Source organism: Streptomyces sp. NPDC001843, from assembly GCF_042891955.1.
Taxonomy (GTDB): domain Bacteria; phylum Actinomycetota; class Actinomycetes; order Streptomycetales; family Streptomycetaceae; genus Streptomyces.
This window is the reverse complement of sequence record NZ_JBIATQ010000013.1, coordinates 217,607-230,939: the sequence shown is the minus strand read 5'-3', so window position 1 is coordinate 230,939 and position 13,333 is coordinate 217,607. Positions and strand designations below refer to the sequence as shown.

Below are 13,333 nucleotides of genomic sequence, written 5' to 3'. Positions count from 1 at the left end.
CCCTCTGATGAAAGAACCGGAGTCCGGCACCCGTGCCAACCCGCCCGCCGACGGGGGCGAGCTGATCAGGCTCGAAGGGATCACCAAGCGGTTCGGGACGAACACCGTGCTCGACCAGCTCGACTTCTCCGTCGACGCCGGCAAGCACGTCACCCTGATCGGCCCGTCCGGATCCGGCAAGACCACGATCCTGCGGCTGCTGATGACCCTGGCCGAGCCGGACGAGGGCACGATCACCGTCGACGGGGAGCAGCTCTTCCCGGCGCCCGAGAAGCAGGTGCGGGAGATCCGCAAGAAGATCGGGATGGTGTTCCAGCAGTTCAACCTGTTCCCGAACATGACCGTGCTGCGCAACATCACCGAGGCCCCGGTGACCGTGCTCGGCATGTCCAAGGACGAGGCGGAGGCGCGGGCCAAGGAGCTGCTGGAGCTGGTGGGCCTGGCCGACAAGTGCGACGCCCGGCCGACGCAGCTCTCCGGCGGCCAGCAGCAGCGGGTCGCGATCGCCCGCGCGCTGGCGATGCGGCCCAAGGTGCTGCTCCTGGACGAGGTGACCTCCGCGCTCGACCCGGAGCTGGTCGCGGGTGTGCTCGACGTGCTCAGGGACATCGCGCACTCCACCGACATCACGATGCTCTGCGTGACCCACGAGATGGGCTTCGCGCGGGACATCTCCGACCAGGTGCTGATGTTCGACGGCGGACGGATCATCGAGTCCGGGCCGCCGGAGAGGATCTTCGGCGACCCGGAGCGGGACCGCACCCGGGAATTTCTCAGCGCGGTCCTCTGACTACAAGATGTGAACGCACCATCACCCGAGGTCCCGACGTCGCGACATGACTGTGGCATATGCCAATGAGCCTGCGCCGCAGTTGGGAGGCCACGCGCGGGCCACTTTCTCGACAACAACCGCTCCCCCTGCGGCTCTTGCCGGTTATCGTGAGAGGGATCCGCCGTCCGGATCGCGGCCCACAGAGCGAGCGCAGGGGGAACACCGTGGCGCTGAAGCACGAGCCGACCGCCCCGTACCACTCCGCACAGGACGCCCTGCGCGTCCTGGAGACCGTGGCACGCCACACCACCGGGGTGACCGACACCGAACTGGCCCGCCACACCCGTCTGGGACCCGAACGCCTGACCGCCCTGCTGCGCATGCTGCGCCGCGAGGGGTACGTGGAGCAGGTCGCCGACGGGGCGTACGTCACCGGGGCGGCCCTCACCCGCCTCTCCTCGGCCCACGACCGCGAGGGCGCGCTGCGCGAGAAACTGCAGCACACCCTCGACCGGCTGCGCGACTCGGTCGGCGCGGCCGTCTACATGAGCCGGTACCTGGACGGAGAGGTCAAGGTCACCCAGTACGCGGACAGCCCGGCCACGCCCGCGGTCAACGAGTGGGTCGACTTCCGCTACTCCGCCCACGCCACCGCGGTCGGCAAGAGCCTGCTCACCCAGCTCGACCACAACGGCCGGCGCGACCACCTCTCCCGCCACAAGATGGCCCGCCTCACCTCGCGCACCATCACCAGCGACAAGCTCCTGCTCTCCCGTCTGGAGTCCCAGCCGCCGACGGTGCCCGTCCTGGACCTCCAGGAGTACGCGGTCGGCACAGTCTGCGCGGCGGTCCCGATCACGGCGGGCGCCTCGGTCGGCTGCCTGGCGCTGTCGCTCCCGGTCGAGCACGCCCACCGGCTGCGCCAGGCCGCGGACGCCCTCAACCGGAACGCGGCGCCGGTGCTGCTGTCGCTGGCGATCTAACACGGACCTACCTGGTCACGAGCACCCCTCGGGACCAGGTAGTATTTTCTTCGTCGCCGACCGCGGAAAGCGGAAGGCGGGAGTCATGCGCCGCTAGCTCAGTTGGTTAGAGCAGCTGACTCTTAATCAGCGGGTCCGGGGTTCGAGTCCCTGGCGGCGCACGATGACGATGGCGACCCCGGTCCGCAAAAAGCGCGGACCGGGGTCGCCATCGTCGTTTCTGCGCGGCTTCGCCGCGCGTTGTGGGGGCTCCGCCACCCACACCCCCTCCTTCACGCGGCCGGGGCTCACCGGTTCAGCAGTTCCTCCCGCCCCCGCTCCCGGTACTGCTCGACCAGCCCCGCGACGTCGTCCTCCGTCAGCCTCCGGTACGCGTCCTCCCCGGGTGGCCGCCACCACACCGGATCGCCGCACCGGAAGCCCTCCCGTCTGAGCCCCGCCCGCCGGATCTTGTTGGTGGCGGTCACCGGCATCCGCTCCACCACCCGCACGAACCGGGGCGCCATCTTGGTGCCCAGGTCGGGCTGGGCGAGCAGGAACCCGGCGAAGGCCAGGGGGTCGAAGTGCCCCGCCAGGGTCGCCATCACCTGGTCCCCGGCCACCGGGTCCGGCACCGCGTACACGGCGACGGCACGCGCACCCTCGTACCGGGCGAGGATGTTCTCGATCACCGCGGCCGCCAGGTTCTCGCTGTCGACGCGGAGACGGTCGTCGGCCCGGCCGGCGAAGTAGAGGTAGCCGTCGGTGTCCCGGTAGAAGAGGTCGCCGGTCCAGTAGCAGCCTCCCCCACTCTCGGCTTCTCCCCCACTCTCGGCTTCGCTCGCGCGGGGGGACCCCCATGAGCGGGGGTACCCCCACCTGCGCCGCTCGGCCTCCGCCTCCGGGTTGCGCCAGTAGCCCTCGAAGGGGTTCGGGGCCCGGTTGACCAGCTCCCCTATGGCCGAGGCCCCGTTCAGCAGCCGGCCGGCGTCGTCGAAGACGGCCCGCGGGCACTCCTCGCGGGTGTCCGGGTCGAGGACGACCAGTCCCGGTGCCGCCCGCCCCACCGCCCCGGACGGTGTGCCCGGCGACCACTGGATCGCGGCCCCGCCCTCCGAGGAGCCGTACCCCTCCACCAGCCGCACCCCGAACCGCCGCTCGAAGGCCGCCGCGTCCACCGCCCCGGCCTCCGTGCCGAAGCCGAGCCGCAGCGGATTGTCCCGGTCGTCGGGGCGCGGCTCGGTGGCCAGGAGGTACTGCACCGCCCGGCCGACGTAGGTGAAGTACGTCGCCCGGTACCGGCGCACGTCCGCCAGGAACCCCGACGCCGAGAACCGCCGTCTGAGCGCCACCCCGGCCCCCGCGGCCAGGGCGGGTGCCCAGTCGGCGATCACCGCGTTGCCGTGGAACATCGGCATGCAGATGTAGTGCACGTCGTCCGGGCGCACCGCGAACTGCCCGGCGAGGGACTCCCCGGCGGCGGCCAGCCGGCCCTGGGAGCAGATCGCGGCCTTGGGGGCGCCGGTGGAGCCGGAGGTGAAGTAGAGGAGCAGCCGGTGCGCCGGGGTGGCGCGGGCCGGGTCGGGTACGGCGCCGGCGTACGGGGCGAGCAGGGCGTCGTACTCCGGGGTGCCGGTGACCAGGAGGCGTACCCCGGGCAGGTCGAGCCCGTCGAGGAGCGGAAGGTGGGCGCGCTCGGTGACCAGGACGGGGCACTCGGTGTGGAGGATGTCGCGGGCGAGCTCGGGGCCCCGGCGGGTGGGGTTGATCCCGGCGACGGCCGCACCGGCCAGGGCGGCCGCGCCGAGCCACAGCGGGAACTCCGGGGTGTTGTCGAGCAGCACCCCGACGTGCGGTTCGGCGCGCGGCGGCAGCAGGTCGGCCAGGAGGGCCGCGCGGGCGGCGGCCCCGGCCGCGACGGCGTGGTGGGTCAGCACCTGTTCCTCGAACCACAGCCCCGGCCGGTGGTCACCCCACCGCGCCGCGATCAGCTCGGCGACCGTGCGCTCACCGGAGTTCATGGAAGCGCACGGTAACTGACGATTCATCAGATATGAAGACCTAAGGCATCAGGCCGTCCGACTCCGCGAAGAGGAAGTGGGCGAGGACCATGAAGGCGATGCAGAAGGCGATGAACACACCGAAGAAGGCCAGCATGCAGCCGGTGCCCGCGGCGAGCCTGCCCCGTGCGGGCGCGTGCGCGGTGGCCTGCTCGGGGCGGTCCGACAGGTAGTGGACGGTCACGTAATCACCCTCGAGCGTGGTCGCGGGGCCATTGGCCTCGTCGAACCGGACCGTGCGGCCGTCGTGTGTCGTGAACTCGTAGACGTGGTGCATGGTGGTGGTCACGGACGTGTCCCCGCCACCACCACTGGTCGTGGTGTACGACCGCAGACATCGAGCCTCGGCCGTGAGGCCGCTGTTCCACGCGCTGCTGATCTGCCGGGAGCGGCCGACCAGCCGGACCGCGGCGAACACGACGAACGCGATCATGACAATCGGTATGGCGTAGAACAGAGCTTCCACGAGTTCCCCCTGAGACACGCACGCCGCTCCGGATGATCGGCGTGGCGGGAACCTATCCCGCCCGTCGGCGTGCGCGCCTCAAGGGAAGCTCTGAACCCGGGTGGGTCAGAACGTGACGTCCGAGCAGGCGTAGAACGCGTTGCCCGTGTCGGCGATCGTCCAGACCGCGAGGATGACGTGGTGGCCGCTCAGGCCGCTCGGCAGGGTGCCGCTGTGGCTGAGGGTGGCCGGCGGGCGCTGCCCGTTGTAGGGGACGGTCAGGAACGGAGTGGTGTCGAGGTCCGAGCGGGACAGGGCGTGGTTCTGGTTCCAGCCCTGCTTGGTGACGTAGTACCTGAAGTCGGTGGTGGCGTGCATGGCGGTGAACTGCCAGCGGAAGGTGTAGCTCTTGCCGCCGGTCACCTTCGTGGTCGGCCAGGCCGTGCCGGACGGTGTCTTCGGCGAGCTGAGCTGGGCGAACCGGCTGACGCCGCCGTTGCAGATCTGGCCGTCCGCCGGACCGGACGCGGGGAAGCCCTTGGGACCCTCGACGCTCTGCGGCTCCCACTGGATGTCGCCGCAGTTCGCCACGGTGCCGTTCTGGCAGAGCTTCTGCCTGCTGATGGGGAGGTCGGTGTAGCCGTGACCGCTCGCCCCGCCGATGGAGAGCACGAAGGCTCCGGCGGTGGCGAGGCCCAGCACGGCCGCGGACACCTTGGTCTGTGTGCGCATGCTGCCGCTCCTGGTGAACGTGGGGAGGTTCAGTGAGCCGTGCAGGTCTAGACCAAGTGGGAGATTATTGCCGTTCGTCGAACATGTCCATCCCCGTCACACCGCCGGTTCCCGTCCCGCGCAGAACGCCACCGTCAGGTCCCGCACCAGCACCTTGCGCTCGTAGTCGTCGAGTTCGACCAGCCCGCGCATGGTCAGCCGGGTCACCGTGTCCTCCACCGAGTCCACGACCGACGAGAGCACACTGGAGCGCTGCTGCGCGTCGAGTGCGGCGATCCGGCGGCGCTGCATGGCGGCGGCGATCTCGGGCGCGTACTCCACCCGGACCGGCTGCACCGAGAACACCTCCAGCCCCACCGGCGCGACCTCCGCCGCCACCAGCCGGGTCAGCGCCTCCGCGGCCGCCTGCACCGCCCCCCGCGCCCCGCCCGGCGCCGCCACCGGCACCCGGGCAAGCGCCGCCTCCACGCACTCCCGCAGGTACGTCTCGTGGTCGTCGATCCCGAGCAGCGCCCGCGCGGTGTCCCGCACCCGCCACACCACCAGGACCACCGTCCGCAGCGCGACCCCGCTGCCGTCGGTCGCCGGCATCGGCTCGCTGCGCCAGTGCCGCAGCCGTACGTCCACCCCGCGGCGCGGCACCAGCGGGTTGATCCAGAGCAGGCCGGTACGCCGCACCGTCCCCCGGTAGCGGCCGAACAGGCCGAGCACCAGGGCCCGTCCGGTCCGGCACCGGGCCAGCCCGCCGAAGCCGAGCAGACCGAGCGTCCCGGCCCCGGCGCAGGCCGCCCACTGGGCGGGACCCGGTCCGGTGCCCGCGTACGCGGTGAGACATCCGGCCAGCCCGCTCATCCCGGCGAGCACCCCCGCCGCCCCGGGCAGCACCCGCGCCCGGCGCTCCGTCAGCCCGGTCTCGGTGTCCGGCACCGGGCGCGGCCTGGCCGGGGCCGGACGCCTCAGGCGCGGCTGCTCACCCGTGCCCTGTCTGCGGCCCACGACGGCCGGCCGCAGCGGCACCGGCGCCGGATCGGGGTCGTCACGGAAGAGCAGGTGGACGGGGATCTCGGTGGTGGCTTCGGTGTGGATCAGCCGGGTCTGCCTGGGCGGGTCCCCGGCGGGCCCCTCGGAATCGGACGTGTGCTCGGTCGTCGTGGTCATGCGTGCCTCCAGCCTCCGCGCCAGACGCTTCACGAATAAGTGGTTTTCGGACTGCGGTTCGGACTGCGGTTATGAGAACAGCCGTCGCCAGGTCTCCGGCCCCGGGTAGCCGTCCGCCGCGCCGCCCCGCCAGCCCTGGGCGCGCTGGAAGGCCTCGACGGCCCGCCGGTCGGCCTCGTCCCAGCGGGAGTCCGCCCCGTGGGGGTAGAACCTGCCGAAGCCCTTCTTGATCAGCTGCTGCGCCAGCCGGGTCACGTCCTTGTTGTCCGCGCCCGGGCGGAACAGGTTCCGGCCCGGATACCCGGCGACGCCGTGCGAGGCGGGCGCGCCGGCCGCGCCGGGGGTGATGTCCTTGCCCTTGCCGGTGGTCAGCAGTTGCCAGGTACGCGGCCCGGGCAGCCCGTTCGCGTCCGTGCCCGTCCAGCCCTGGGCGAGCTGGAACGCCTGGGTCGCCCGCCGGTCCGCCTCTGACCAGCGCGGGCCGGGTTCCCGGGTGTAGTACGGCCCGGCGCCGCGGGCGACCAGCATCCGGCCGAGCTGGGTGACGTACTTGTTGTCCGCGCCGGGGCCGAAGTACGCCTTCCCCGGGAAGGGGGTCCGGGTCGTCCTGGCGGACGCCGGGGTCGCGTCCTGCTTCGCTCCGTCCGCGGCGGCGGTCACCCCCTTGTAGCGGTAGGGGACGTACTTGGCGGAGTTGGTCCAGTAGGCGTACGGGGTGGACTGGCGGCGGGCGTGCGGGGGCGTCTGCTCGTAGGCGGTGTAGTAGGTGTGCGTGTAGTCGGTCCAGCCGCCGAAGAGGACGACGTGCGAGCCCTTCTCCGGGTTGTCGGGGTTGTGGAAGAGCAGCATGTCGCCGGGTTGCAGCTCCTCCTTGGAGATCTTCACGCCGTACTGGCCGAGGCTTCCGGTCCATTCGTTGCTGCCCAGGTTCCAGGCCATCGAGACGTAGCCCGAGCAGTCCTGCCGGTACCCGTCCGACCAGTACTCGGTCATGCTGTACGGCACCTGCGCGGCGACCCAGGTCTTGGCCCGGTTGATGATCTCCGTGCGGGTGGTGGGGGGCGGGTTGGCCGGGTCGGCGGGCTTGTCGCCCTTGCCGCCGGGGCCGTGCAGGGGCGTCTTGGCGCCCTGCGGGGTGGGGGGCGTGTCGCCGTCCGTCCTGAGGTGCGGCACGCCGGGCCGGGCCGGGGCGTGCGCCGCGGCGAGTGCGGCGGCCGGGTGACCCGCGCCGACGGCGGCGGATGCCACGGCGGCCACGACGAGGGCGCTCCGGGCCGCCGGGGGACCGCCGAACCTTCCGGGCGGCCAGGAGGGACTCACGCGCCGCCGGTGGGCGCATCCGGGGCAGTCGCAGTCGCTCGCGGGGTCGACGTCCTCGAACACCGGAGCCACCATGCGACCTGCCTCACATCCAGCTTCGATTCTCTGGTTGAAATGTCCGCGTCTGTGCACGTTGATCAGTTTCCCAACTGTGTTCGCAACGCGCATGCTGACGGTCCGAATGATGTACGCACCCCTCACCCACCCGTGGACGCCGCCGCGCTCCGGTGGTCCGGAGCACCCCCCGGGGTCGGGTAGAGTTGTCGACGTCAGCAGGCGCCGCTAGCTCAGTTGGTTAGAGCAGCTGACTCTTAATCAGCGGGTCCGGGGTTCGAGTCCCTGGCGGCGCACCATGATGCTCGACAGTGACAGGCCTCTCGTACGAACGAGGGGCCTTTCGCCATTCGCCCCCCGGCCTGGACCCGGTCCGGTCCACCCGGGTGACCGCCGGGTGGCTGCGTAGGGGCAGGGGAAGCCGCAGGAGGCCGCTTCGGCGACATCCGTGCCCGACTGTCCCCCGTGGCCTTATTTGACCGGTAAACAGCGCGTTTCGCGTCTTGCGATCATGCTGAGCACCGTAGAACCCTGTTGCTTCAACATGCCGCCGCTTTACGGCAGTTGGGGGACAGTGACCGGTTGCGGCGGATACGGGACGAGGGAACCCGTTCAGGAAGGGCTGCCGAGGGGGGCGGCCCGCACCCGGAATGCCACGGTTCCATGCCTCCGGGGTGTGGAAGACATGGTGACTGTGGCTCGCCAGGAACGAACGAACACGCGCTGACCTGCGTGTGGGGGGATGACTCATGACGTCGACGCCGACGGGCGCCCGGCATAATCACGAACCGTCACAGTCCGCGCACGACCGATCACAAACAACACAACAAAGAAGTCCGTCGCACCGGACCGGCGATACGGGGGCGATCCGCCGGATAAGGAAGACCCTGCCGAGATACGACTACGAGCACTACAGCCGGCTCGCCGGCCCCCTCACCCAGCCCGACCCGGGCAAGCCGTACAGGGTGAGGTACCGCTCCCTGCTGTCGCAGGAGCCGCACCGCGTCCGCGCCGCGCTCATGCTGGGCGCGGCACCGCTGCTCTCCCTGGTCCTGCTGGGCTGGCTGCTCCAGCCCGACCACTGGACCGAACGGGACTACCCGGCCTACGACTTCCTGCCGGCGCTGGACGTGGTGATGCTGGTCTCGATCGGACTGATCGAGACCTTCCGCTGTCTGAACGTGCTGTCGAACGCGCACGCCACCCTGGTGGCCCGCGACCCCGTCCCGGTGGTGCCGGAGACCGGCACCCGGGTCGCCTTCCTCACCTCCTTCGTGCCCGGCAAGGAGCCGCTGGAGATGGTGACCAGAACCCTGGAGGCGGCCGTACGCTTGCGCCACCGGGGCCTCCTGCACGTCTGGCTGCTCGACGAGGGCGACGATCCGGAGGTGAAGGCGGTCTGCGCACGCCTGGGCGTGCACCACTTCACCCGCAAGGGCGTGGCACGCTGGAACCGGCCCTCCGGCCCGCACCGCGCGAAGACCAAGCACGGCAACTACAACGCCTGGCTGGAGGCGCACGGCGACGCCTACGACTTCTTCGCCTCCGTCGACACCGACCACGTGCCACTGCCCAACTACCTGGAGCGGATGCTCGGTTACTTCCGCGACCCGGACGTCGGCTTCGTCATCGGCCCGCAGGTCTACGGCAACTACGACACGTTCGTCACCAAGGCCGCCGAGTCGCAGCAGTTTCTGTTCCACGCGCTCATCCAGCGGGCGGGCAACCGGTACGGCGCCCCGATGTTCGTCGGTACGTCGAACGCCGTACGCATCAGGGCGATCCGGCAGATCGGCGGCCTGTACGACTCGATCACCGAGGACATGGCGACCGGCTTCGAGATCCACCGCGCCAAGAACCCGGCGACGGGCCGCAGGTGGCGGTCGGTGTACACCCCGGACGTGCTCGCGGTCGGCGAGGGCCCGAACGCCTGGACGGACTTCTTCACCCAGCAACTGCGCTGGTCGCGGGGGACCTACGAGACGATCCTCAAGCAGTACTGGAAGGGCTTCTTCTCGATGCCCCCGGGCAAGCTCTTCAACTACACGATGATGATCATCTTTTACCCGATGTCCGCCCTCAACTGGATCCTCGCGGCGCTGAGTTGCGCCCTGTTCCTGGGCCTGGGCGCCTCGGGGGTGAACATCGACCCGACCGTGTGGCTGATGCTCTACGGCAACGCCTCCGCGCTGCAGATCGGCCTGTACGTGTGGAACCGGCGGCACAACGTCTCGCCGCACGAGCCGGAGGGGTCCGGCGGTGTCGCGGGCATGATGATGTCGGCACTGTCCGCGCCGGTGTACGCCCGCTCGCTGCTGGACGCCGTGCTGCGCCGCAGGAGCAGGTTCGTGGTCACGCCCAAGGGCGAGTCGGCCAGCCCCGACACCCTGTTCGGGACCTTCCGGATCCACTGGTTCTTCATCCTGCTCTTCGGCGGCTCCCTCGTCGCGGGCTTCGTCTTCGGGCACTCCCACCCGGCGATGGTCATCTGGGCCTCGTTCGCCCTGCTGGTCACCGCCTCGCCCATCGTCGTGTGGCGGTACACGCTGCGGCGGGAACGGAGAACACCCGCCGCCGCACCCGGGCAGGCCGAGCCGGCCGAGCCGGAGGACGCCGTTCCCGCCGGGTACGCACCGCACCCCCGGATGAGGGCGGAAGAACAGACCATGCAGATCGCGCTCGGTGGACCTGGGGGACGCAAGGAATGAACGACAGTGCCGGCCGCCGCCGGGCCCGCCGACTCGCGATCGGCACGGCGGTGGTACTCGCGCTGGCCGGGATGAACGGGCCATGGGTCTACCGCTTCGGGACCGCGCAGTACCACGAGTACGCGATCAACAGACCTGAGTACAAGGCCGAGAACGGCCACTGGGACATCGTCGAGTTCCCCCCGGAGTACCGCCAGGACACCATCCACGCGGCGCTCCTGCACACCGGCAAGGTGCTGCTGGTCGCGGGCTCGGGCAACAACCAGAAGAACTTCGACCGGAAGAAGTTCGACACCCGGATCTGGGACCCGGTCAAGGGCACGATCAAGAAGGTTCCCACGCCCAACGACCTGTTCTGCACCGGCCACACCCAACTGGCCGACGGCAGGCTGCTGATCGCGGGCGGCACGAAGCGGTACGAGAAGCTCAAGGGCGACGTCACCAAGGCCGGCGGCCTGATGATCGTCCACAACGAGAACGCGGACAAGCCGATCACCCTGCCCGCGGGCACCGTCTTCACCGGCAGGGCGAACCACAAGACGTTCGTCTCCAAGGACCCGGTGCTCGTCCCGCGCGCGAAGAAGGTGTTCGACAGGAGGACCGGGAAGTACCTGCGCAACGACCCCGGCCTCGGCCGGATCTACGTCGAGGCGCAAAGGCGCGGCGCCAGGTACGAGACGGGCTCCCAGGACAACTACCGCATCCGGGGCCTCAACGGCCTCGACGCCCGCAACACCTACGGCATCGCGCAGAAGCTCGCCCTCGACAAGAAGGACTTCCAGGGGATCCGGGACGCCTACGAGTTCGATCCCGTCGCCGAGAAGTACATCAAGGTCGACCCGATGAACGAGGCCCGCTGGTACCCGACGCTCACCACCCTGAGCGACGGCAAGGTCCTCAGTGTCTCCGGCCTCGACGACATCGGCCAGCTGGTCCCGGGGAAGAACGAGATCTTCGACCCGAAGACCGGGAAGTGGACGTACACCGGGAAGATCCGCCAGTTCCCCACCTACCCGGCGCTGTTCCTGATGCAGAACGGGAAGATCTTCTACTCGGGGTCCAACGCGGGCTACGGACCGGCCGACGTCGGCCGTGACCCGGGTGTGTGGGACGTGGCCGACAACCGGTTCAGCAAGCTGCCCGGGCTGAGCGACCCCAACATGACGGAGACCTCGGGCACGGTGCTGCTGCCGCCGGCGCAGGACGAGAGGTTCCTGGTGATCGGCGGCGGCGGGGTCGGCGAGTCCAGGCTGTCCAGCAGGAGGACCCGGCTGATCGACCTCAAGGCCGCCCACCCGAGGTTCGTGGACGGACCGTCACTGGAGAAGGGCACCCGGTACCCGCAGTCCTCGATCCTGCCCGACGACACCGTGCTGGTGTCCGGCGGCTCGCAGGACTACCGGGGCCGCGGCGACTCCAACATCCGCCAGGCCCGGCTCTACCACCCGGACGGCAACAGCTTCACCCGGGTCGCCGACCCGCTCGTGGGCCGCAACTACCACTCCGGGTCGATCCTGCTGCCCGACGGCCGCGTCATGTTCTTCGGCTCCGACTCGCTGTACGGGGACAAGGCCGACACCAAGCCGGGCACGTTCGAGCAGCGGATCGAGATCTACACCCCGCCGTACCTCTACCGGAAGTCCCGGCCGACGCTCGGCGGGGGTCCGCAGACCATCGCGCGGGGCGCCTCCGGGACGTTCAGCTCACGGCACGCGTCGAGGATCAGGAAGGTCCGGTTGATCCGGCCCAGCGCGTCGACGCATGTGACGGACGTGGACCAGCGGTCCGTCGCCCTGGACTTCCGGACCGCCGGCGACAAGGTCACCGTGACCGTGCCGAAGAACCGGAACCTGGTGCCGTCGGGGTGGTACATGCTGTTCGTCGACGACGCATGGGGGACGCCCAGCAAGGCGCGGTGGGTCAGGGTCCCGTAGCGACGGTGCGCCTGGGGGCGCCTTCCCTGTCGGAGGGCGCCCCCAGGCCGTGCGGCGGGGGCTACCCGCCGCCCTTCGCCAGCCCCAGCGCGTAACTCGGCCACCAGTCACCGGCCTTCGGGCCGCCCTTGCAGGTGCCGTCCGACTCCCCCGGCCGCTTGACCCAGAGGTACGCGTCCACCAGGGGGTCCGCCGTCCTGGTCGTCGGCGTCTCCCCCAGCGCCCGGCCCGGCGGGTTGCACCACCGTTCGGCCGGGTCGCCGCCCGTGTAGGGGCCGTTGCCGTTGCGGCTGGTGTCGACGACGAAGTGCTTGCCGCCGAGCTTGGCGGAGAGCTGCTTGCCGTAGGCGATGGAGTCCCCGGTGGAGTAGAAGTTGGCGACGTTGACGGCGAAGCCGTCGGCCAGGTCGACGCCGGCCCGCCGCAGGGGCTCGAAGATCTGGTCGGGCCGGCCCCAGCCGGCGTTCCCGGCGTCCAGGTACACCTTCGTGCGCCGCAGGGACTTGAGCCTGGTGACCGCGTCGCGGAGGAGGAAGTAGCGCTCCTCCTGGAACCGGGCCGGGGTGCAGCCGTCCACCAGGTGCAGGACGGCGTCGGGTTCGACGACCACCGTCGCGGCACGGTCGCCGATGCCTCTCGCCACACCGTCGAGCCAGGCCCGGTAGGCGTCACCATCGGCGGCCCCGCCCCCCGAGTACTGGCCGCAGTCGCGGTGCGGGATGTCATAGAGGACGAGCAGGGCCGTGCGGTCGGACTTCTCGGCGGCCTCGGTGAAACCCCGGGCCTCCTGCTCGGGGTTCTCCGGGCCGATCCACTCGCCGGTCGGCTGCTCGGCTATCTTCCTGATCCGCTCGGCGGCGGCCTTGTCACCGCCCCTCTCGTAGGCGGCGACCTGCCGGGCCGCGTTCCCGTCCGGGTTCACCCAGAACGGGTCGGCGTCCTTGGGCTGCTGCGTGATCGCGGACTTCGGATCGTCCGCCGCCTCGTCACCTCCTGCCGGGGATCCCCCGGAGGAACACCCGGCGGCCAGCAGAGCCGCCCCCAGCACGACCGCGGCCGCCCCGGCGCGTAACGGGGACAGGGCCGCCCTCCAACTGTCGTACATCCAACTCCCCCCTGGTTGCACGGTATTTCAGGCGCCAATCCTGACATATCCGCCGTGCCGGTCACGACCGTGTCCGCAGGGTG

Annotated in this window: 10 protein-coding genes and 2 tRNA genes; 6 read left to right on the top strand and 6 right to left on the bottom strand. The window is 70.6% G+C overall.

Annotated elements, in window-relative coordinates:
* Nucleotides 1–7: 7 nt before the first annotated feature.
* The 3 genes from ehuA (at nucleotide 8) to ACFYZQ_RS30170 (ending at nucleotide 1,916) form a co-directional block, all read left to right on the top strand.
* Complete coding sequence (ehuA, locus tag ACFYZQ_RS30180; protein WP_389154381.1) at nucleotides 8–790, top strand: ectoine/hydroxyectoine ABC transporter ATP-binding protein EhuA; 783 nt, start codon at nucleotides 8–10, stop codon at nucleotides 788–790.
* Between the two features lie 206 nt (nucleotides 791–996).
* A complete protein-coding gene (locus tag ACFYZQ_RS30175; RefSeq protein ID WP_389154378.1) occupies nucleotides 997–1,755 on the top strand; it encodes an IclR family transcriptional regulator in 759 nt (252 codons plus the stop codon).
* Nucleotides 1,756–1,842: 87 nt separating this feature from the next.
* Nucleotides 1,843–1,916: transfer RNA gene (locus ACFYZQ_RS30170), tRNA-Lys, on the top strand.
* Nucleotides 1,917–2,042: 126 nt separating this feature from the next.
* Here ACFYZQ_RS30170 and ACFYZQ_RS30165 read toward each other — a convergent pair.
* The 5 genes from ACFYZQ_RS30165 to ACFYZQ_RS30145 form a co-directional block, all read right to left on the bottom strand.
* Nucleotides 2,043–3,755 carry an AMP-binding protein gene (locus ACFYZQ_RS30165; RefSeq protein WP_389154375.1) on the bottom strand — a complete coding sequence of 571 codons (1,713 nt, stop codon included), beginning with the start codon at nucleotides 3,753–3,755 and terminating at the stop codon, nucleotides 2,043–2,045.
* Nucleotides 3,756–3,795: 40 nt separating this feature from the next.
* Nucleotides 3,796–4,260, bottom strand: a complete 465-nt coding sequence (locus ACFYZQ_RS30160; RefSeq protein ID WP_389154372.1) for a DUF3592 domain-containing protein — start codon at nucleotides 4,258–4,260, stop codon at nucleotides 3,796–3,798.
* A 105-nt stretch (nucleotides 4,261–4,365) separates the two neighbouring features.
* On the bottom strand, nucleotides 4,366–4,971 hold the full coding sequence (locus ACFYZQ_RS30155) for a lytic polysaccharide monooxygenase (protein ID WP_389154369.1): 606 nt from the start codon (nucleotides 4,969–4,971) through the stop codon (nucleotides 4,366–4,368).
* 96 nt (nucleotides 4,972–5,067) lie between these two features.
* On the bottom strand, nucleotides 5,068–6,129 hold the full coding sequence (locus ACFYZQ_RS30150; protein WP_389154367.1) for an SPFH domain-containing protein: 1,062 nt from the start codon (nucleotides 6,127–6,129) through the stop codon (nucleotides 5,068–5,070).
* A 69-nt stretch (nucleotides 6,130–6,198) separates the two neighbouring features.
* Nucleotides 6,199–7,524 carry a peptidoglycan-binding protein gene (locus tag ACFYZQ_RS30145; RefSeq protein ID WP_389154364.1) on the bottom strand — a complete coding sequence of 442 codons (1,326 nt, stop codon included), beginning with the start codon at nucleotides 7,522–7,524 and terminating at the stop codon, nucleotides 6,199–6,201.
* Between the two features lie 201 nt (nucleotides 7,525–7,725).
* Here ACFYZQ_RS30145 and ACFYZQ_RS30140 point away from each other — a divergent pair.
* The 3 genes from ACFYZQ_RS30140 (at nucleotide 7,726) to ACFYZQ_RS30130 (ending at nucleotide 12,145) form a co-directional block, all read left to right on the top strand.
* Nucleotides 7,726–7,802, top strand: a tRNA-Lys gene (locus ACFYZQ_RS30140).
* 450 nt (nucleotides 7,803–8,252) lie between these two features.
* Entirely contained in the window at nucleotides 8,253–10,211 is a 1,959-nt protein-coding gene (locus ACFYZQ_RS30135) for a glycosyltransferase family 2 protein (RefSeq protein ID WP_389154361.1), read from the top strand.
* Nucleotides 10,208–12,145 (top strand): galactose oxidase-like domain-containing protein, encoded by a 1,938-nt coding sequence (locus ACFYZQ_RS30130; RefSeq protein WP_389154358.1) that lies wholly within the window; start codon nucleotides 10,208–10,210, stop codon nucleotides 12,143–12,145. The genes ACFYZQ_RS30135 and ACFYZQ_RS30130 overlap by 4 nt, the downstream gene beginning before the upstream one ends.
* Nucleotides 12,146–12,206: 61 nt before the next feature.
* Here ACFYZQ_RS30130 and ACFYZQ_RS30125 read toward each other — a convergent pair whose 3' ends face one another.
* Nucleotides 12,207–13,250, bottom strand: coding sequence for a glycoside hydrolase family 6 protein (locus ACFYZQ_RS30125; protein ID WP_389154355.1), 1,044 nt, complete (start codon nucleotides 13,248–13,250; stop codon nucleotides 12,207–12,209).
* Nucleotides 13,251–13,333: the final 83 nt, after the last annotated feature.